The organism is Knoellia koreensis (genome assembly GCF_013041615.1).
GTDB classification, from domain to species: Bacteria; Actinomycetota; Actinomycetes; order Actinomycetales; family Dermatophilaceae; genus Pedococcus; species Pedococcus koreensis.
Map to the genome: position 1 here is coordinate 1228923 of NZ_JABEPQ010000001.1, position 19026 is coordinate 1247948.

Sequence of the window (19026 nt, forward strand, 5' to 3'; positions counted from 1 at the left end):
GCGCCCGCACGCGGCTAGGGTCGCGGGCTTGTGACATCCATCCCCGCCCGCGTCGTCGAGTGGCTGGTCCCGGCGCGGATGGGGACGGCGTTCCGGTGGAACCTCGCCTCCTCGTGGGCCGGCCAGCTGGGTGACGGCATCGCCGTCGCCGCCGGACCATTGCTCGTGGCCTCGCTGACGCGCAACCCGACGCTCATCGCGGCCGCGGCCATGGTCCAGCACGTGCCCACGCTCCTGCTGGGGCTGTATGCCGGCGCCATCGCCGACCGCGTCGACCGGCGCCGCCTCGTGCTGGCCGCGAACCTCGTGCGGGTCGCGGTGCTGGCCGTGCTCGTCGTGACGATTGCGACCGGCCACATCTCGATCGGGTTGCTCCTTGGGGTGCTCTTCGCCGTCGGGGTGGCCGAGCTGTTCGCCGACACCGGGTGGCGTGCCGTGCTGCCGATGATCGTGCCCAAGGCCGACCTCGGCATCGGCAACGCGCGCCAGATGTCGGCCTTCCTCGTGGCCAACCAGATGGTGGGCCCGGCGGTCGGGGCGTCGCTGTTCGCCCTCGGCCAGGCCGTGCCGTTCGGGGTGCAGGGTGCCGCGCTCCTGCTGGCGGCCGCGCTGTTCACCAAGGTGCGGCTGCCCGCGTCGGCCGCTGGTGGTGCGAAGCCCGAGCAGCACATCGGGCGCGACATCACCGACGGGCTGCGGTGGATCTGGCACCACGCGCCCATCCGCACCCTGACCCTGGTCATCTTCATCTTCAACATCACCTGGGGCGCGCCGTTCGGCGTCCTCGTCTACTGGGCGCAGGAGCGACTGGGGCTGGGGTCGGTCGGGTTCGGGCTGCTCACGACTGCCTCGGCCGTCGGCGGGATCGTCTCGGTGCTGCTCTACGACCGGCTCGAGCGGATCGTTCCTCTCGCCCGACTGATGCGGATCTGCCTGTCGCTGGAGGTGGTGACCCACCTGGCGCTCGCGCTCACCACGATCCCGTGGGTCGCAATGGCGATCATGGTCGTCTTCGGCGGCTACGCCTTCGTGTGGGGCTCGCTGTCCTCCGCAGTGCGGCAACGCGCGACACCGGACGAGTACCAGGGGCGCGTGGGCTCGGTCTACTGGCTCGGCCTCATCGTCGGGCTGCTGGTCGGGCAGTTCCTCGGCGGGCAGATCGCCTCGCACTTTGGGGCGGCGGCGCCGTTCTGGTTCGCCTTCGCTGGGTCCGGGATCACGCTGGTGCTGGTGTGGAGACAGCTGGCCCACATCGCCCACGCCGAGGCCGACTGACGCGGGCACGACCTGACCCGATCCGCCCGATCCACCCGATCCGCCCGATCCACCCGATCCACCCGGTCCGACCGCGGCCGAAACGAGTCACCTGCCACGGCGCCGGCTCCGCCCCGTCGGTAAGCCACCCATGTGGAAGATCGTTGACGTCAACCATCGTCCAATTGGGTGACTTACCGACGCCGGGGACGGTCTGGAGGTTTCAGCGGGCGGCGGGCGTGCAGACGCAGGACCGGTTGCCGTCGGGGTCCTCGAGCACCCAGTAGGCCGGGGCCGCCTTGTCGCTCACCAGCCGGCCACCGGCGTCGAGGGCGGCCTGGACCCTCGGCTCCCCCTCGTCCTCGGCGACCCACACGTCGAAGTGCCACCGCTGCTCGAAGTCCTGCTTCGGCAGGGCGGGCCCCTCGTCCTCCGGTCGCTCCGGTGGTGTCTGCCACCAGACCGTCGGCACCTGTCCGCTGGCGTCGTAGGGCTCGCCGCCCACGACCTCGCCACCCAGCAGCGCGGCGTAGTAGGCGGCATTGCGGCTGGTGTCGCCAGTGTCGAGGCCGAGCTCGAGCTGGGTGACGCCGCCCGTGTCGGCCGCGATCCCCAGCGATGCGGCCTGCTCACTGATCACCCGGGCCAGGTCGACATCCGCCTGGGTGACGCCGCCGGCGTGTGGACTCCCGACGCCGACCACCAGGCTGGCCTCGGTCAGGGTGAGGTCGGCGTGCCGGCCGGCAGCGGTGGCCACCTCCCCGATCCGCGTGACCAGGCCCATGCCCGCGCCGAAGTCACCCGTGGCGAACCTGGTCCTGAGCCGCCCCAGCAGGGGCCGCCAGTCCGCGAGTCCGGCCTCGGCCACCTGTTCCCTGGTCAGTCTCTCAGCCTGGGTCATTCGTCTCTCCTCACAGGTCGGTGTGTCGTCCGCCGGCCACGCTAGGACCCGTTGCGGACGAACACCTTCCGCAAGTGCGAGGACTTTTCGGGACAGACCGACCAGGGCGAGGTATGCCGCGGGGGCGAGCCCGCGGCATACCTCACCCCTGCTCAGCGGGCGATCGCGGTGCAGGTGGCGGTCGAGGTGCGGCTCGGGTCGCTCTCGCTCGTGGCCGTGAGGACGATCTTGCCCGGGCGCGTCCCGTCACCGGAGGCGAGGGCGTGGACTGGCACGGTCACGGTCTCGCCGGCCTTGGCGGTCGTCAGCGCGTTGGGCAGGTTGACCTGCCAGCCGGCGGAGGTCGTCGTGGCAGAGAGGCGGTAGACATCGTTGCCGAGGTACTGCGTCACGTCCTCCGGCTGGCCGGACGAATCCCCAACTCCCGCACCGGTGTTCGTGAGCTGGAACTGGCAGGTGGTGAGTCCGTCGGCGCCCTTCGGCGATGCCTTGCCCTTGAGCTTCACGCCGCGCCGCTGGTCGCCGGAACCGTCGAGCGAACGGACCGCGATGGTGTAGGTCAAGACGCCGTCGTCCGAGCGCTTGAGGTCCAGCACGTAGAAGTGGAGCCGGTTGGCCCCGTCGACGTACTCGTACTCGCTGCCGGAGTTGGTGCCGGCGTGGAACAGGCCGTCGGAGAGCTGGCGGTAGTCACCGATGGTGATGGGCACCTTGGTGCCGTCCGGCAGGACGTAGTCGGTCATGTTGATGTCCTGCGGGTTGGCGTCGATGACCCACTCGAAGGGCGACCGGTCCTGGTTCTTGGACTTGGCCAGCAGCACACCGGAGTCGGGCGTGAACGAGTCGGCGCCCATCCGGTCGACGACCTCGACGGTGTAGTTGTCGTAACCGCCGCCATCGCAGAACGGGTTCGTCGCCGTGCTGCACGCGGGCGACCGGTCGCCACCGTCGAGCGCGATGTTGACCCCGGACAGCCCGGTGTCGCCGGGCTGGACGACGCGGGCGGTCACCGTCGCCACCGCCAGACCAGACTGCGCGAGGGCGTCGCGGGACAGCCGCAGGACGTTCTGCTCGTCCACCATGCCGAGGTCGATCTTGTTGCGCAGCATGTGTTGCGCGCCCATCGACCCACCGCCGGTCGCGGGGATGACCCACCGGCTGTGCGGACCGCCGGGACCATTGAAGGAGCCGCGACTGAGCATCTCCCAGATGCCCGTGTAGGAGCGTCTCGGCGGGTTGCCGTAGGGGTTGTTGTAGTTGTCGCCGATGCCGAGGATGTGGCTCAGCTCGTGGGCGTAGACACCCATGCCGCTGCTCTCGGCCTGCGTCGAGGAGCCCCCGCCGGCGTTGGGCCAGATGGTCGAGCCCGAGGCCCAGGACGTCCAGTCGACGTAGCGGGTGTCGGACCAGTTGGGCAGCGCCGGGTCGGGCGGGCCGAACTCGTCAGTGACGTCCTCCTTGGTCGGGAACTTCATCATCCCGAACTCCTGCCACGTCGAGGACTCGTCCTGACCGGCTGACAGGAAGAACACGAAGTCGTACTTGGCGCGGATGTCGGCGCCCTCGGCCGCCTGCCAGGCCGCGAAACCGTCGGTGCGGAGGTTGCGGGTGCAGGTGTCACCGGCCGGGCAGGCGCCCTGCCCCTGGAACTCCATGCCGTACTCGTGGTCCTTGCCGGGCATCTGGTACGGCCCGAAGGCGGTGAGGTCCACGCCGTAGCGACCGCCCGAGTCCTCCATCCAGTACTCGTGGATCGTGCGCCCCTGGTTGAGGGCACCCGGCTTGTTGAGGAAGTTCTCGTAGAACGTGGCCACCTCGGAGCGAGGCACGTTGCTCGCCTGGCTGCTCGGGTTGCCGAACACCGTCGACCCCTGCGGCTGGGTCACCACGAAGGGCTGGTTCGGGTAGTCGAGGAGCACCAGCGCGCCGTTGAACGTGTCCTTGGAGCCCTTGACGGCCGGGTCGTTCCAGCTCGTGCCCGGGGGTTTGACGTAGTCCTCCCACGTCATGTCGTCGGGGTTCTCCCAGTCCTGGGGGTCGATCGGACCTGGGAAGCCGGCAGCCTTGACCTCGTTCGCCATTCGGCGCTGGTCGGGCGAGCCGGTCGGCCCTCCCTGCTGCCACGGCTGCGTCTGCGGCCAGTGGTCGGCACGCCACGGCGTCGGCGCCGGGTCGGCGGCGGGGCTGGGGCCGGCCGACGTGACGACCAGGGCCCCGACGGCGGCGAGGGCAAGCGGAACGAGGCGGCGAACAGTGCGGATGCTCACAATTCGGACGGTAGACCTGCCCCAAGGCACTCGCCACCGGAAGTCTGCACACGGCATACCCTCAGGTCATGTCGCGCCCACCCGGCAACCCGGCCCTCGCACCGTTCGGCACCACGATCTTCGCCGAGATGAGTGCGTTGGCCCTCGAGCACGACGCGATCAACCTCGGGCAGGGATTCCCCGACACGGACGGGCCGCGCGAGATGCTCGATGCCGCAAAGGCGGCGATCGACGCCGGGCGCAACCAGTACCCACCGGGCCCTGGGGTGCCGGAACTGCTGGATGCCGTTGCGGCGCATCAGGATCGGTTCTACGGGATCGACCTCGACCCGCGACGCGAGGTGCTCGTGACGGTCGGTGCGACCGAGGCGATCGCGGCCACGATCCTCGCGTTGTGCGGCCCCGGCGACGAGGTGGTCACCTTCGAGCCCTACTACGACTCGTATGCCGCGTCGATCGCCCTCGCCGGCGCCACTCGCCGCACCTCGGTGCTGCGCTTCCCGGACTTCGCCGTCGACGAGGAGTCCCTGCGGGCGGCGTTCTCCCAGCGCACGCGCATGGTGCTGCTCAACACCCCACACAACCCGACCGGCAAGGTGTTCACGCGCTCCGAGCTCGAGCTGATCTGTTCTCTGGCGTGGGAGTTCGATGCCTGGGTGGTGACCGACGAGGTCTACGAGCACCTCGTGTTCGACGGCGTCGAGCACATCCCGGTCGCGACGCTGCCCGGCATGAGGGAGCGGACGCTCACCATCTCCTCGGGCGGCAAGACGTTCTCGGCCACGGGGTGGAAGGTCGGTTGGGTGAGTGGACCGGCCGAGGCGGTCGCGGCGGTGCGGGCGGTCAAGCAGTTCCTCACCTTCGTGGGGTCGGGGCCGTTCCAGCCGGCCGTCGCCGTGGCCCTGGGCCTCGGTGACGACGTGTACGACGGGTTGTCGAAGTCGTTGCAGGACAAGCGAGACCTGCTCATCGACGGTCTGCGGTCGGCCGGCCTTGAGGTGTCGGTGCCGGCGGGCACCTACTTCGTCGTGGCCGATGCCGCTCCGCTCGGCGCGACCGACGGGCTGGCGTTCTGTCGCGAGCTGCCGGCCCGCGCCGGCGTGGTCGCCGTGCCGGTGTCGGTCTTTCACGACGACAAGGACGCCGCGAGAACGTTGGTGCGGTTCGCCTTCTGCAAGCGCGACGAGGTGTTGCAGGAGGCCGTGCGCCGCCTGACCGCGCACTGAAGCGCTGCCTGTCCCCGCCCACGACCCGAGCGTCACGGTCGTCCACAGGCTCTCCCGGTGAGACTGGCTGTCCACAGGTGGGCCCACGGCCCTCGCCCACCGGCCGAGTGGTCGCCACCGTGGAGGCATGCCTTCACTCTCCGCCCTGCTGACCGTCACCCTGGTCGGTGGCGCGACCCTGCTCGTCGCGGGAGCGGCGAGCTCCACGCCGGCGCAGCGAGCCGGGTCCGGCGAACAGTCCGTCGTGGCACCTGCGCTGCGGGAGCCGACCGGTGCCGGTGCCGCGCCGACCCCGGCTGCTCCCCCGGGCACCGCGAGCACACGCGCGCCGACCCAGACCGCTCCCCGGGGTCGCTGGCGTTGGCCGATCCTGCCCAGACCACCTGTGGCACGTCCGTTCGACGCCCCGTCGTCGACCTGGGGCGCGGGTCACCGTGGCGTCGACTTGGCGGCACCCGAGGCGACCGACGTACGCGCAGTCGCGGACGGGGCGGTGACCCACGTGGGCGTGATCGCCGGGCGGCCCACGGTGACGGTCACGCACCCGGACGGCATTCGCTCCACCTACGAGCCGGTCGAGCCGGCGGTACGAACCGGGCAGGTGGTGGCGGTGGGGCAGGTCATCGGCACGCTTGTCACCGACGGCTCGCACTGCGCTCCCGGCAGCTGCCTGCACCTCGGGGCCCTGCGTGGCGACCGCTACCTCGACCCGCTTCAGCTCCTCGGCCCTACGCGGGTGCGACTGCTGCCGCTGTGGAACTGATCGCCTCGGTGCGACCGGGTGGCGAGCCCGTCACGACGAGGTGGAGAGCGTCAGGCGCCGGAGGGGTACGGCCACGGCGTGCAACCGCCCAGGCTCAGCGTCTGCTGCACCATGATCGGCGCGCGCTTGCCCTTCCCCGGGCACGCTGCGTGGCCGTGGCCGAGGCCGTGGCCCACCTCGTGGTTGACCTGGTAGATGCGGTAGCGCGCGACGTCGTCGCCATAGCTGTCGTCGCCGAGGGCCCAGCGCCGGAAGTTGAGCACCGACCGTTCGCCGTTCCAGCACGAGACCTGGGACAGGGTGCGCATCGGCGCGCAGAGCTTGTCGGTCAGAGCCGGGCTCGCCAGCGTGACGCGGATGTCGACCGCCTTGCCGTCCTTGGCCTCGGCGGGGCTCACGTTGACGAACTTGACCCCGTCGACCTTCTGCCACCCCTTCGGGTCGAGCAGCACCGCTTGCACCGTGCGCCCCACCTCGGCGGCGTCGACGTCCAGGCCGCCCTCGACCTCGACCGTGTACCGCACCGTCCGGCCAGTGGCCGGGTTCGCCATCGCCGGGACGCTGACCACGGTGAGCTTGCCGTTGCCGGACTGGGGCACGCTGGTGCGCACGGGTGCGGTCTCGGTCGCGGACCCACCGTCCTCACTGCTGGTGGCGGCCGGGGTCGTGGCCTGGGTCCGGGCGGGCGAGGAGGTGCTGCTCACGGCGGCGACTGGCGCCTCGTCACCGCCGCGGTTGATCAACCGCACCGTGACCAGCACGGCCAGCGTCAGCACCACGAGCGCGGCGAGCGTGCGCCGCAGCCGCACCCGCCTGCTCACCCTCCTGCGTCGGGTGCGTACGGGCGGAGGTACCGTCGGTGCCTGGGTCACCGCCGCTCCTCCTTTCCTGCCGGCCACCTGCGCAACTGGCAGACGTGCCTGCCCTCACCCCTCATGATGCCCTCGTATGCCGCGTCACGTCGGCGCGGCGCGCGGGGACGAGCCGCAACCCGGCACGCTCAGGCGCGCGGGTGGGCCTGCTGGTACGACTTCTTGAGCCGGTCCACGGAGACGTGGGTGTAGATCTGGGTCGTCGCCAGGGAGGCGTGCCCCAGCAGCTCCTGGACCTCGCGCAGGTCCGCACCACCCTCGAGCAGGTGGGTCGCGGCGCTGTGCCGCAGGCCGTGGGGGCTGAGGTCGGGCGCGTCGGGCACGTGCCGGAGCAGGCTGTGCAGCGCGCTGCGGATCTGGCGCTGGTCGGCTCGCCGACCCCGGCGCCCGAGCAACAGGGCCGGACCGCTCTCACCGGTGGCCACCTGGGGACGGCCCCGCCGCAGCCAGGCCTCGACGGCATCGCGCGCTGGCCCGCCGAACGGCACGGTGCGTTCCTTGCCGCCCTTGCCCAGCACCCGGACGACACCGCCCGCGAGGTCGATGTCGTCGACGTCCAGGGAGGTCAGCTCGCCGACGCGAATACCGCTGGCGTACAACAGCTCCAGGGCAGCCCGGTCACGCAGGTGCATGGGGTCCTCGTCGTCGCTGGCGACGGCGGCCACGTCCAGGAGGTCGGCCGCCTGCTGCTGCTTGAGCACCTCCGGCAGCACCGAGGACCTGGACGGCGCGGCCAGCCGCAACGACGGGTCGGTCGGGATGCGTCCGGTCCGGGTGGCCCAGCCCAGGAAGGTGCGCACCGCAGCCGAGCGCCTGGCCACCGTGGACCGTGCCGACCCGGCCGACAACGCCGCGAGCCAGGCGCGTAGATCGCGCAGCCCGATCTCGCCCAACCTGGTGACGCTTCGTTCGCGTTCGAGGTGGTCGAGCATCGACCGCACGTCACCGAGGTAGGCGCGGATCGTGTGCTCGGACCGGGCGCGTTCGGAGCGCAGGTGCCGCTCGAAGGCGACCAGCGTCTCGGCCACGGTCTCGTCCACCCGCTCACGGTCGCAAAAGCCCCCGCGACGAACAAGGCGCCACCCCGGTCGGTGGCCAGCGGGCTCGGCCCCACCTAGATCTGTCCCGCCACCCCCTTGCGCTCCTCCCCCGCCTTGCGCCAGCCACCGGGTCGGCGCTCGGACAGCCCACTCAGCTCGAGCTGCGCCAGCGCCGCCCGCACCTGCCGCCCTGACATTCCGGAGCGCCGCACCAGCGCCTCCAGGTCGGCCGGCGCCCGCGTGGGCATCGCCTCGAACACGCGGCGCTGCACGGGATCCAGCTCGTCGACGAGCGTGGCCTGCTCCTGCTTCAGCGGCGCGAGCTCACCGATGCGACCGGCCAGCTCGACCACCTCGGCGGCGTCCGTGACGAGCGTCGCGCCACCACGGATCAGCTCGTGGCACCCGGCCGACACGGCGGAGGTCACCGGTCCCGGCACGGCCGCGATCGGCCGGCCCATCCCGCGGGCGTGCTTGGCCGTGTTGCGCGACCCGGACCGCAACCCCGCTTCGACAACGACCGTTGCCCCGCTGACCGCGGCGATGATCCGGTTCCTGCTGAGGAAGCGCCACCGCGTCGGCGCCGACCCCGGTGCCACCTCGGTCACCACGGCACCGGTGGCCGCGACGCGCTCGAGCAGCCCGGCGTGGCTGGCCGGGTAGGCGCGGTCGATCCCACCCGCCAGCACCGCGACGGTGGTGCCCTCGACCGCGAGCGCCCCTTCGTGGGCGGCGGCGTCGATGCCGTAGGCAGCACCGGAGACCACCGTGAACTCACGGTCGGCGACTCCGGCGCCGAGCTCGCGTGCCGTGTGCACCCCGTATGCCGTGGCGGCCCGCGCCCCGACGATGGCCACACTGCGCTCGGTCAGGTCGACGAGGTCACCCGACCCGCGGACCCACAGGCACAACGGCGGCTCGGGGTGGTCCTCGACTGCGACCGGCCACTCGTCGTCGCCCGGGATGAGCACCCGCGCGCCGAGGGCTCGCAGGATCGACTGCTCGCGAGCGGGGTCGATGTCGAGCAACCGCGGGAAGGCGTTGCGCGCAATGTCCTCCTCGGGCTTGAGCTCCTCCAGTGCAGCGCGGGCGCCGCCCTTGGCCACAGTCGCGATGGCCTCCTTGTTCTCCGGCTCGACCAGCCGCGCCCACACCATCCGGGCGGCGCGTTCGTCGGGGACCAGACGACATACCCTGGCGAGCTCAGCCGCCACGTCGCGTGGCGACGGCAGCTCGACCGCCCGCCAGGCGCGGACCCCGCGGTCCTGTGGGTTCATGCCGCCACCGCCTGCTGGCTGCGGAACATCAGGGCCTGCCCGAGGTCCTCGCGCGTCGGCACCACCCGGCCACCGAGGTCGGCCAGCGTCCAGCCCACCCGCAGCACCCGGTCGTAGCCGCGCAGCGTCAGTGTGCCGCGGTCGAGGGCCCGCTCGAGGTCGACGGTGACGCTGCCGGGCAGCCGCCAGGGTGGGCGGCGCAGCCGCGACCCGGGCACCTCGCTGTTCAGCCGCCACCTCGTGTCCTTCCAACGCTCCGCCTGCGCCGACCGCGCAGCCACGACGCGGCGGGCCACCGCCTCGCTCGGCTCGCCCCCGCCGAGCTCCAGCGAGGCACGGGTGACCGCCTGCACCTCCACTTGCAGGTCGACGCGGTCCAACAGGGGGCCGGACAGCTTGGCGACGTAGGCTCGCTTGTCTCGAGGCGAGCAGGAGCAGCCGACCCCCTTGCCGTAGCCGAGTCCGCACGGGCACGGGTTGGCCGCCATGACCAGCTGGAACCGCGCCGGGAAGCGCACCGCCGAGCGTGCCCGCGCGACCACCACGTGCCCGGACTCCAGCGGCTGGCGCAGCGCCTGCAGGGCCCCGACCTTGAACTCCGGGGCCTCGTCGAGGAACAGGACGCCGTGGTGGGCCTGGCTGATCAGCCCCGGTCGGACCGCACCGCTGCCGCCGCCGATGATGGCGGCCTGGCTGGCGCTGTGGTGCGGTGCCACGAACGGCGGCATCCCCCGCAGGTCCAGCTCGGCCGCGGTCAGGCCCAGCAACGACTTCACCGCGAGCACGTCGATCGACTGCTCCCGGGTCAGGCGCGGGAGGATCGAGACCAGCCGCTCGGCGAGCATCGTCTTGCCGGAGCCGGGTGGCCCGAGCAGGAAGAGGTGGTGGCCGCCGGCGGCGGCCAGCTCGAGGGCGTCCCTGGCCTCCTGCTGGCCGACCACCTCGGCCAGGTCCGGACCAGCCGGAGCAGCCGGGTCGGTCGCGTCCGAGGGGTCGGGTTCGGTCTCGGGCGGTCGGCCCGTCGCGGCATACGAGGCCAGGAGGTCACCCAGGTTGGCGGCAGTGTGCACCCGCACCTCGGGGACCAGCCGCGCCTCGGCGGCGTTGGCGGGTGGCACCACGATGTCGTGGAAGCCGGCCCGCGATGCCGAGAGCACCGCGGGCAGCACGCCACGCACCGCTCGGATCGCGCCGTCGAGGCCGAGCTCACCGATGTGCACGACGTCGCGCACCGCACTCTCGGGCACCAGGCCGACCGCGGCTGCGATGGCGACGGCGATGGGCAGGTCGAAACCGCTGCCGTTCTTGGGGATCGACGCCGGCGACAGGTTGACGGTGATGCGGTCCTGCGACAGCAGCCGCCCCACACCGGCCATCGCTGCCTTGACGCGGTGCGGCGACTGTGCGCAGGCCGTGTCCGGCAGCCCCGCCAGCATGAAGGCCGGAAGCCCACCGGACAGGTGTGCCTCCACCTCGACGACGGCCCCGACCAGCCCCTCCAGGGTGACCGACCGTGTGGACCCGAACCCCCGGCTCATGCCACCACCGACTCGAGGTGCCGCAGCCTGGCCGGCGACCCGGCCACCAGGACGATGCCGATGACGTCGATGCGCACCTGCGGCGCATGCACGTCGTGCGCCTGGAGCCACGCGGCCACCAACCGTCTCAGCCGCGCCGCCTTCTCCCAGTGGACCGCTTCCACGGGTGACCCGAACCGCTGGGAGCGGCGGGTCTTCACCTCGCAGAAGACGAGGCAGTCCCCATCACGGGCCACGATGTCGATCTCGCCGTGCCGACACCGCCAGTTGCGGTCGACCAGCTCGAAACCGCGGTCCTGCAGGTAGCGCGCCGCCAGCCGCTCTCCCCAGGAACCCAGGACTCGTCGCGGATCCTCATGTCCCGCATCGGAATTCGCCATGCCCCAAGGCTGGCGACCCCATCCGACACCTGTCAGCCCTCAGAGTCCCGGCCTGTGGACAGTACGCCCGGCGTCGACCCCCTGTGGACAACCGCACAGCCCCGACCGGACGGCCCCGACCGGACCCTCCCGCACGCACAGCACCGCTCGCGCGCGCTCGGGACCACGCGGCATACCCGGCGGTCGGCCGCCCGCGCGCCTCAGGCGCCGGGCTGGAACCCGCCGCCCTTGGGCAGCTCGAGGTCCGACTTGGCCAGCTCCTCGACGTTGACGTCCTTGAACGTCACGACCCGCACCTGCTTGGCGAACCGCGCGGGCCGGTAGATGTCCCACACCCACGCGTCCTGCATGGTGACGTCGAAGTAGACCTCGCCGCCGTCGGAGCGCACCTTCACGTCGACCGAGTTGCACAGGTAGAACCGCCGCTCGGTCTCCACGACGTGGGAGAACAGCCCGACGACGTCGCGGTACTCGCGATAGAGCTGCAGCTCCATCTCGGACTCGTACTTCTCGAGGTCCTCAGCACTCATCGCGCGCCCATCTCCAGCTGGCTCGGTTGCACACCGCCATCATGGCCCCCGTCGTCCGCGAGCCCCACCCCGGGGAGGCGCCACGAGCGCCGGTGCAGCACCGAGGCGCCGTGGGTCTCGAGCGCGGCGAGGTGCTCCGGCGCGGCATACCCCTTGTTCTCCTCCCACCGGTATGCCGGGTGGTCGGGCGCGGCGGCCATCATCAGGGCGTCGCGTTCGACTTTGGCGAGGACGGAGGCGGCCGCGACCGAGGAGCACTTCAGGTCGGCCTTGATCATCGTCGTCACCGGCGGCGTCTGCGGCCCCGTTGCCGCGCCATCGTCGGCGAAGGCGAACAGCCCCACCTCCTCCGGCGCGGTCAGCCAGTCGTGGTTGCCGTCGAGGATGACCAGGTCGGGCACGACACCCACGGCAGCGAGCGCGCGGCACCCGGCCAGCCGGAGCGCGGCCATGATGCCGATCTCGTCGATCTCGGCCGCGGAGGCGTGCCCCACGGCATACGCCATCGCCCACCGGCGGATCCGCGGCACCATCGACACCCGCGCGGCCGGCGTCAGCAGCTTGGAGTCCTTGACCCCGGCCGGCGCGCTGCGGCACGTCTCGTCGATCAGGACGACGCCGACGCTGACCGGTCCGGCGAGCGCGCCGCGACCGACCTCGTCCATGCCGGCGAGCACCCGGTGGCCGTCACGCTGGAGCTGGCGCTCCACGCGCAGGCTCGGCTTGCGGCTCCCCACCGGCTTGGCCCGGCGGGTCGTGGTGGGTGCCATGTCAGCCACCACCCTCGGTGCCGACGTCACCGCCGCCGGTGGTCGGTGCGTCGGTGCCGGGCTCGCCGTCTGTGGGCGGCGACTCCTCGGCGTCGGTCGGCTTGGGCGCCGGCACGTCCTTGAAGGTCTGCGACGGGTTGCCCAGCCAGGTGAGGTGGTCCAGCGGCCACACCAGCGCGACGGCGCGCCCGACGATGAGCCGCTCGTCGACCGAGCCGAGGCGCACGTCGTTCTCGGGGCCCAGGTGGGCGCGCGAGTCGGCCGACCCCGAGCGGTTGTCCCCCATGACCCACACGCGTCCGCGTGGCACGACGACGTCGAAGTCCTGGTCGCTCGGGGCGACCCCGGGCTTGAGGTAGGGCTCCACCACGGGCTGGCCGTTGACGGTGAGCCGTCCGCCCTGGTCGCAGCATGCGACGTGGTCACCGGGCAGGCCGATGACCCGCTTGATGAGGTGGTTCTCGGAGTCGTCGGGCAGCAGTCCGACGAACATCATGGCGTCGCGGACGATGGTCGCGACCTTGCCGTGCTTCTCCTCCACCGGCGGGTCGACCCAGTCGCCCGGGTCGGCGAACACGACGATGTCGCCCCGCTTGAGCTCCAAGGGGCCAGGCGTCAGCTTGCTGACGATGACGCGGTCGTTGACCAGCAGGGTGTTCTCCATCGAGCCGGACGGGATGTAGAACGCCTGCAGCAGCCACGTCTTGACGATGAACGACAGGACCAGGGCCATGCCGACGACGATCGCGAACTCCTTGACGGCCGCCCCCAGAACTGCCAACCCGCTGGTCGGCTCGTCGGCGTCGTCCTTGCCGCTGCCCTTGCGTTTGCGCTGACGGTCGGTGTCCTGGGCGTCGGTGTCGGTGCGCGCGGCGTCCCCCGCGGCATCCCCCGCGGCATCCCCCGCGATCGCCGCGTGGTCCGCCCGCGGTGTCACCGTCGGCAGCACGGCCGTCGGGGCGGTGGCCATCGTCGGGGTGGTCTCCGGGATCGCGGGGTCCTCCGCGAGCGTGGGCGGCACCCCGGTGTCCTCGACGGCGTCGTGCCGGGCGGGTGCGTCGGCGACGGTGTCGGGTGCGAGCCACGGAGAGGGCTCGCGGGGCGAGAACGCCTCGAGGTCCTGCGGCTCGTGGCGCAGCCAGGGACCGGTCGTCTCGATCGCGTGGTCCTGCTGGGACGTGGGCGCGTCGGCAGGCTCGACGGGCTCCGGCTCCCAGCCGAGCCAGTCGTCGCCGCGCCCGCGGCCGTCGCCAGGGGCGCCGGTCATGGGGTGCTCGCCCGAGGTATGCCGGCGAGCTGGCTCGGGTGATCGAACCCACCTGTGCGCGACAGCGGCCAGTAGGTCACCACGGCGCGCCCGATGACGTCGTCGACGCGCACGGTGCCGCCGCCGGGGTCGCCGAGGTGGGAACGGGAGTCCGCGCTGTCGGAGCGGTGGTCACCCATCACCCAGAGCCGGTCCTTGGGCACGACGATGTCGAAGGTGAGCTCGCTGGGCTTGTCTCCGGGGTAGATGTACGGCTCCTGCACCGCGGTGCCGTTGACGGTGAGCCGTCCGGAGCTGTCGCAGCAGACGACCCGGTCGCCCGGCAGGCCGATGACCCGCTTGATGAAGTCCTGCTCGCCGACGTCGATGCCGATGGCCTTGGCGATCGAGGCGAGGGTCCGCCCGATGAGGCCGTCGTCCTGGTGCGGCGTGCGGTCGTCGACGGCCCAGCTCGTCGAGCCGTCGAAGACGACCACGTCGCCGCGCTTGATCGAGTCGGCCCCGACGAGCTTGTTGACCAGGATGCGGTCACCGGGCTCGATGGTGCGCTCCATCGACCCGGAAGGCACGTAGAAGGACTGCACGAGCAAACCCCGGACCAGGACCATCACGACGAGTGCGATGCCGATGAGCAGCAGCCACGAAGGGCCGCCCTTGGCGTCGCCTGACCCGGCCTTGGCGTCGGGCTGCCGGTCGGCAGCCGAGGACGCGGTGGCCAGGTCCTGATCTGATGGTTCGGGTCCGGGGTTCATCGCATCCGGAGCCTAACCCTCGGCACTGGGACGTCTCGCAGGGACACGTCGCGGCCGACGGTGCGCAGTGACCTCGCCTTACTTGGCGGGGGTCGTCTCGCGCTTCTCCTTGATCTTGGCGGCCTTGCCGCGCAGGTCGCGCAGGTAGTAGAGCTTGGCGCGACGGACGTCACCGCGGGTCACGACCTCGATCTTGTCGATGATCGGGGTGTGCAGCGGGAACGTGCGCTCCACGCCGACACCGAAGGACACCTTGCGGACGGTGAAGGTCTCGCCGACGCCGCCACCGTGACGACGGATGACCACGCCCTGGAAGACCTGGATGCGGGAGCGGTTGCCCTCGACGACCTTGACGTGAACCTTGACGGTGTCACCGGCGCGGAAGGCGGGGATGTCCTCGCGGATGGAGGCCTTGTCGAGCTCGTCGAAACGCTGCATGACGGTGTCGCTTTCTCGTCGGTGCCACAGGTCACCCACGGGTCTGGTGGTGCTACGTGATGTGAGATGCGCCGATCCGCGGGCCGCGTGCTGGGCACTCCCCCTGTGGCAGGGGCCGTGGTCGAGGTGGCGCGAGGAGCCATTCTGCCACGCAGGAGCTCCCCACCAGAAATCGGCGACCGCACCTTCCGCGCGGCCTACCGCGCGTCGTCAGCCGCAGGCGGGGTCGAGCCGGTCGGCCCAGCGACGCTCGACCTTGGCGGCGGCGCGCAAGGTGGCGGCCAGCGACCGGCGCACCCCGCGAGGTGCGGCGGCCACGGGAGCCGGCTTCGCGGCATACCCGTCGTCGACGACCGGGGCGTCGGGGCGGGCGGACAGCGCCTCGGAGGCGCCGCCGCGGCGGATGGTGGTCAGGGCGATGAAGTCGTTCATCGTGGATCTCCTTGCGGTGGAACTGTGGTGGGTGGTCAGTGGGGCGCCGGGCCGGTGCTGGACCGGACGACGAGCTCGGTGGGCAGCACCACGCGGCGCGGCTCGAACTCGGGGTCGAGCACCATGCGGCCGAGCAGGCGACCCTTCTCGTGGATGGGCTGGCGGACGGTGGTGAGGCCGACCTCGGCGGCCCGCGGGATGTCGTCGAAGCCGGTGAGCGAGACGTCGCGGCCGACCTCGAGCCCGCACTGGCGGATCGCGTCGCGTGCGCCGAGGGCGAGCACGTCGCTGATGCAGGCGATGGCCGTAGGCCGGTTCTGGTGGTCGAGGAGGTATGCCGCGGCGGCAGCACCTGCCTCCGTCGAGTTGTGCCCGGCGAAGACCGGGATGACCTCGACGTCCGGGCCGAGCGCGTCACGCAGGCCGTCGAGTCGGATGCGCGAGTCGACGAACAGCTGCGCCTCGTCCTCGGGCCGCACCACCCGGGGCGTGGTCCGGGGCTCGACGTCGTCCATCCTGGAGTCGACGATGACGCCGACCCGCTGGTGACCGAGGTCGCGCAGCAGCCCGCCCAGCGAGGCGGCGGCCCCGGCCTCGTCGATGAGCACGTACTTCTGCCGGTCGTCGTCGATGTCGATGGTCGAGGCCACGGTCAGCCCTCGTTCCATGGCGACCAGGCGCGCGGGGTGGTCGGCGTCGACGCAGTAGGCCACGACCGCGTCGACGACCGACTGGCGCATCGTCTCGGCCGACGGCTCGGCGTCCTCGGGGTGGCTCGGGTCGTAGTGCTCGAGCGGGATGAGCAGGAGCCCGGTCTTGAACTCCTCGGCCACCTCGGCCAGGCCAGCGAGCATGCCGACGGAGTACGGGTCGGAGAAGGCGTAGGACAGCTGCTCGGTGAACAGCAGGCCGATGGCGCCCGCCCGCTGGGACCGCAGGCTGCGGGCAGCCGGGTTGGGCCCGGCATACCCGAGGCGCTTGGCCGTCTCGAGCACGCGGTCACGCACCTGGGCCGAGAGCTGGTCGGGCTTGTTGTAAGCGTTCGACACGGTCGAGACCGAGACACCGGCCTGCTCGGCCACGGTCCGCAGGGTCACGTTCCCCACCGCGACCACCTCCTCACTGCATCGTTCTACTAAATCGTTCTAGAAAAACGATACAGAACTCTACTGGCCCTGGCAAGCCGGGGGCGGCCCGAGGCCGGCCGGGCCGCCAAACTTTCGGCCACGCGCCCGAGTTCTCGGCCCGACCGCCCCCCACTGCCGGAACTTTCGGCCACTCGCCCGAAAGCTGACGCTGCCGCGGGAGTCGGCCCCGCGGCATACCCTCGTCCCTCGTGAGCATCGACCCGGGCTGGCCGGTCGCGGCAGCCCTGGTGCTGCTGCTGGCCGTGACGCTCGTCGCGCACCGGACCGCTGGCTACGCGATGGAGCGGCCGGTCGTCGTGGCGGCTGTGCGCGCGATCCTCCAGCTCGGGGTCGCCGCCCTCGTCATCGCCGCGGTGGTCCGCAGCCTGGTGCTGTCGTGCCTGCTGCTGGTGGTGATGTTCGGCATCGGGGTGCTCACGACGAGCCGCCGGATCGAGGCCGCGCGGGCGTGGCCGTGGGCGGCACTGGCGATGGCGTGCGGCGTCGTGCCCGTCCTCGCGATCGTCCTCGCGACCGGCACCATCCCGCCCAAGGGCATCGCGGTGATCCCGGTGGGAGGCATCATCATCGGCAACGCGATGACCGCCAACACGCTGCTCGGCCGGCGCGCCTTCGCGGCGTTGCGCGAGGAGCGCGGGCTCTACGAGGCGTGCCTGTCGATCGGCCTGCTGCCTGCGCAGGCGATCAACGAGCTGATCCACCGGCGGGCGCCCGAGGCACTCCTGCCCGGCCTCGACCAGGTCAAGACGACGGGGGTCGTCACGCTCCCCGGCGCGTTCATCGGCGTGATGCTCGGCGGCGGCTCACCCGTGCAGGCGGCCACCGCGCAGGTGTTGGTGCTCTTCGGGATCATGGCCGCGCAGACCGTGACGGTGCTCGTCGGCGAACGCCTCATCGAGGCCAGGCGGTTGGTGCCGGCCGACGTGCGCGCCGAACTGATCGACTAACGGGCGCGCTTGGTCAGGTCGACCGTCTCGGGGTGGGCTCCCACGCCGGGTCGCACGCGGTACCCGGCCTTCTTGTAGATCTTGAGGTTGCGCTCGCTGCGCTCGCCGGTGTTGAGCCAGAAGGTGATCGTGCCGACCGGCGCCTGTGCCTCCGCGAAGGCAAGCAGCGCCCGGCCGAGACCGCGGCCCTGCAGGTCGGGGGCGACCATGAGCCGGCCGATCTGCCAGGTCGTGGGGTCGGCCGGGTCGAGTCGGGCGCGCACCGACGCCACGAGCCGCCCCGCGCTGCGCAAGACCCACGTCGTCCATTCGGCCAGCTCGTCGGCGAACTCGTCCACCGTGTCCGTCCCCGCGCCGAACAGGCCGTACCGCACGTACTCCTGCGCCCAGCACGCGCGGGTGAGGGTGAGCAGCTCGGCCGCGTCACCGCGCGTCGCCACGGACAGGTCGTATGCCGCGAGCTCACCGTCGGCTGCCTGGCTCGAGTGGAGCAGGTCGGGGCGTCGGGCGGCGGTGCGCTCGAGCCGCTGCTGGTGGCGCCAGCGGGCGATGGCCCCGTGGTCACCGGACAGCAGCACCGGCGGGACGTCGCGGGTCGTGCCGGTCGGCGAGGTCCACGACGCGGGCTTGGTGAAGACGGGGTACTCGAGCAGGCCGTCCTCGTGCGACTCCTCGACGAGGGACTCGGCGTTCCCGATGACCCCGGGCAGCAGGCGGGCCACGGCCTCGGTGATGGCGAGGACCGCCACCTCTCCCCCGTTGAGCACGTAGTCGCCGAGCGACACGACGTCGACGCGCAGACCGAGGTCGTCCGCGGCATAACCGTAGACGCGCTCGTCGATGCCCTCGTAGCGTCCGCACGCGAACGCCAGCCACGGCTCCTCGGCGAGCTCGCGCGCCAACGCCTGCGTGAACGGCATACCGCCAGGCCCGGGCACGATGACCCGGGGACGCGCACCCGCGTCACCTGAGGCGACCACGGCGTCGAGTGCCTCTGCCCACGGCTGCGGCTTCATCACCATGCCGGCGCCGCCCCCGTAGGGCGTGTCGTCGACAGTCTGGTGCCGGTCGTGGGTGAAGTCGCGCAGCTGGTGGACGCGCACGTCGAGCAGCCCGTCCCGCCGAGCCTTGCCGATAAGCGACAGGTCGAGGGGCGCGAGGTACTCGGGGAAGATCGAGACGACGTCAATTCGCATGGCTGCCAACGGTTTTCACGAGTCGACG

19 protein-coding genes are annotated in these 19026 nt (G+C 71.8%); 4 read left to right on the forward strand and 15 right to left on the reverse strand.

Translation table 11 applies throughout. The annotated features are described in order from the left end of the window. Positions 1–30: 30 nt before the first annotated feature. The gene (locus HJG52_RS06000) at positions 31–1275 is read left to right on the forward strand and encodes an MFS transporter (RefSeq protein ID WP_346767593.1); all 1245 of its coding nucleotides are present in this window, start codon (positions 31–33) and stop codon (positions 1273–1275) included. Between the two features lie 202 nt (positions 1276–1477). Here the strand turns inward: HJG52_RS06000 and HJG52_RS06005 are convergent, their stop codons facing one another. Continuing rightward, positions 1478–2155, reverse strand: a complete 678-nt coding sequence (locus tag HJG52_RS06005) for a VOC family protein (RefSeq protein WP_171242565.1) — start codon at positions 2153–2155, stop codon at positions 1478–1480. 152 nt (positions 2156–2307) lie between these two features. Then, complete coding sequence (locus HJG52_RS06010) at positions 2308–4422, reverse strand: M6 family metalloprotease domain-containing protein (RefSeq protein WP_346767594.1); 2115 nt, start codon at positions 4420–4422, stop codon at positions 2308–2310. A 68-nt stretch (positions 4423–4490) separates the two neighbouring features. Here HJG52_RS06010 and HJG52_RS06015 point away from each other — a divergent pair, with 68 nt between their 5' ends. Both HJG52_RS06015 and HJG52_RS06020 read left to right on the forward strand, forming a co-directional pair. Further along, positions 4491–5648: a pyridoxal phosphate-dependent aminotransferase gene (locus tag HJG52_RS06015; RefSeq protein WP_171242567.1), complete on the forward strand. Its 1158-nt coding sequence runs from the start codon at positions 4491–4493 to the stop codon at positions 5646–5648. 127 nt (positions 5649–5775) lie between these two features. Beyond that, complete coding sequence (locus HJG52_RS06020; RefSeq protein ID WP_171242568.1) at positions 5776–6411, forward strand: M23 family metallopeptidase; 636 nt, start codon at positions 5776–5778, stop codon at positions 6409–6411. A 50-nt stretch (positions 6412–6461) separates the two neighbouring features. On the opposite strand, the gene HJG52_RS20640 is transcribed toward HJG52_RS06020, so the two are convergent. The 12 genes from HJG52_RS20640 to HJG52_RS06080 all read right to left on the reverse strand — a co-directional run bounded on the left by HJG52_RS20640 (position 6462) and on the right by HJG52_RS06080 (position 16813). Beyond that, positions 6462–7232, reverse strand: a complete 771-nt coding sequence (locus HJG52_RS20640; RefSeq protein WP_206069933.1) for a DUF3152 domain-containing protein — start codon at positions 7230–7232, stop codon at positions 6462–6464. A gap of 179 nt (positions 7233–7411) precedes the next feature. After that, positions 7412–8323, reverse strand: a complete 912-nt coding sequence (locus HJG52_RS06030) for a tyrosine recombinase (RefSeq protein ID WP_171242569.1) — start codon at positions 8321–8323, stop codon at positions 7412–7414. Positions 8324–8397: 74 nt separating this feature from the next. Further along, a complete protein-coding gene (gene dprA / locus HJG52_RS06035) occupies positions 8398–9600 on the reverse strand; it encodes a DNA-processing protein DprA (RefSeq protein ID WP_171242570.1) in 1203 nt (400 codons plus the stop codon). After that, positions 9597–11138, reverse strand: a complete 1542-nt coding sequence (locus HJG52_RS06040) for a YifB family Mg chelatase-like AAA ATPase (protein ID WP_171242571.1) — start codon at positions 11136–11138, stop codon at positions 9597–9599. The genes dprA and HJG52_RS06040 overlap by 4 nt, the downstream gene beginning before the upstream one ends. Next, positions 11135–11518, reverse strand: a complete 384-nt coding sequence (locus HJG52_RS06045) for a YraN family protein (RefSeq protein WP_171242572.1) — start codon at positions 11516–11518, stop codon at positions 11135–11137. Before HJG52_RS06045 ends, HJG52_RS06040 begins: the two co-directional genes overlap by 4 nt. 200 nt (positions 11519–11718) lie before the next feature. Continuing rightward, positions 11719–12048, reverse strand: a complete 330-nt coding sequence (locus tag HJG52_RS06050; RefSeq protein ID WP_171242573.1) for a DUF2469 domain-containing protein — start codon at positions 12046–12048, stop codon at positions 11719–11721. Continuing rightward, a complete protein-coding gene (gene rnhB / locus HJG52_RS06055) occupies positions 12045–12818 on the reverse strand; it encodes a ribonuclease HII (protein ID WP_171242574.1) in 774 nt (257 codons plus the stop codon). Before rnhB ends, HJG52_RS06050 begins: the two co-directional genes overlap by 4 nt. Before the next feature lies 1 nt (position 12819). Beyond that, positions 12820–14085 (reverse strand): signal peptidase I, encoded by a 1266-nt coding sequence (lepB, locus tag HJG52_RS06060; protein WP_240977179.1) that lies wholly within the window; start codon positions 14083–14085, stop codon positions 12820–12822. Further along, a complete protein-coding gene (gene lepB, locus HJG52_RS06065; RefSeq protein ID WP_171242575.1) occupies positions 14082–14837 on the reverse strand; it encodes a signal peptidase I in 756 nt (251 codons plus the stop codon). Before lepB (HJG52_RS06065) ends, lepB (HJG52_RS06060) begins: the two co-directional genes overlap by 4 nt. 78 nt (positions 14838–14915) lie before the next feature. Further along, the gene (gene rplS, locus HJG52_RS06070) at positions 14916–15275 is read right to left on the reverse strand and encodes a 50S ribosomal protein L19 (RefSeq protein ID WP_171242576.1); all 360 of its coding nucleotides are present in this window, start codon (positions 15273–15275) and stop codon (positions 14916–14918) included. Between the two features lie 210 nt (positions 15276–15485). Next, complete coding sequence (locus tag HJG52_RS06075) at positions 15486–15707, reverse strand: hypothetical protein (RefSeq protein ID WP_171242577.1); 222 nt, start codon at positions 15705–15707, stop codon at positions 15486–15488. A gap of 35 nt (positions 15708–15742) precedes the next feature. Then, on the reverse strand, positions 15743–16813 hold the full coding sequence (locus tag HJG52_RS06080; RefSeq protein WP_171242578.1) for a substrate-binding domain-containing protein: 1071 nt from the start codon (positions 16811–16813) through the stop codon (positions 15743–15745). 230 nt (positions 16814–17043) lie between these two features. Between HJG52_RS06080 and HJG52_RS06085 the strand changes: the two genes are divergently transcribed. Further along, entirely contained in the window at positions 17044–17802 is a 759-nt protein-coding gene (locus HJG52_RS06085; protein WP_171242579.1) for an ABC transporter permease, read from the forward strand. Here HJG52_RS06085 and trmD read toward each other — a convergent pair. After that, positions 17799–18998 carry a tRNA (guanosine(37)-N1)-methyltransferase TrmD gene (gene trmD, locus HJG52_RS06090; RefSeq protein WP_171242580.1) on the reverse strand — a complete coding sequence of 400 codons (1200 nt, stop codon included), beginning with the start codon at positions 18996–18998 and terminating at the stop codon, positions 17799–17801. The two genes, HJG52_RS06085 and trmD, sit on opposite strands and share 4 nt — an antisense overlap. Positions 18999–19026 lie beyond the last annotated feature (28 nt).

Coding starts and splice junctions, on each gene's coding strand:
- HJG52_RS06045 (WP_171242572.1), bottom strand. CDS start 11,518: ATGGCGAATTCCGATGCGGGACATGAGGATCCGCGACGAGTCCTGGGT.
- HJG52_RS06005 (WP_171242565.1), bottom strand. CDS start 2,155: ATGACCCAGGCTGAGAGACTGACCAGGGAACAGGTGGCCGAGGCCGGA.
- lepB (WP_171242575.1), bottom strand. CDS start 14,837: ATGAACCCCGGACCCGAACCATCAGATCAGGACCTGGCCACCGCGTCC.
- HJG52_RS06020 (WP_171242568.1), top strand. CDS start 5,776: ATGCCTTCACTCTCCGCCCTGCTGACCGTCACCCTGGTCGGTGGCGCG.
- HJG52_RS06050 (WP_171242573.1), bottom strand. CDS start 12,048: ATGAGTGCTGAGGACCTCGAGAAGTACGAGTCCGAGATGGAGCTGCAG.
- HJG52_RS06040 (WP_171242571.1), bottom strand. CDS start 11,138: ATGAGCCGGGGGTTCGGGTCCACACGGTCGGTCACCCTGGAGGGGCTG.
- trmD (WP_171242580.1), bottom strand. CDS start 18,998: ATGCGAATTGACGTCGTCTCGATCTTCCCCGAGTACCTCGCGCCCCTC.
- rnhB (WP_171242574.1), bottom strand. CDS start 12,818: ATGGCACCCACCACGACCCGCCGGGCCAAGCCGGTGGGGAGCCGCAAG.
- dprA (WP_171242570.1), bottom strand. CDS start 9,600: ATGAACCCACAGGACCGCGGGGTCCGCGCCTGGCGGGCGGTCGAGCTG.
- HJG52_RS06015 (WP_171242567.1), top strand. CDS start 4,491: ATGTCGCGCCCACCCGGCAACCCGGCCCTCGCACCGTTCGGCACCACG.
- lepB (WP_240977179.1), bottom strand. CDS start 14,085: ATGACCGGCGCCCCTGGCGACGGCCGCGGGCGCGGCGACGACTGGCTC.
- HJG52_RS06075 (WP_171242577.1), bottom strand. CDS start 15,707: ATGAACGACTTCATCGCCCTGACCACCATCCGCCGCGGCGGCGCCTCC.
- rplS (WP_171242576.1), bottom strand. CDS start 15,275: ATGCAGCGTTTCGACGAGCTCGACAAGGCCTCCATCCGCGAGGACATC.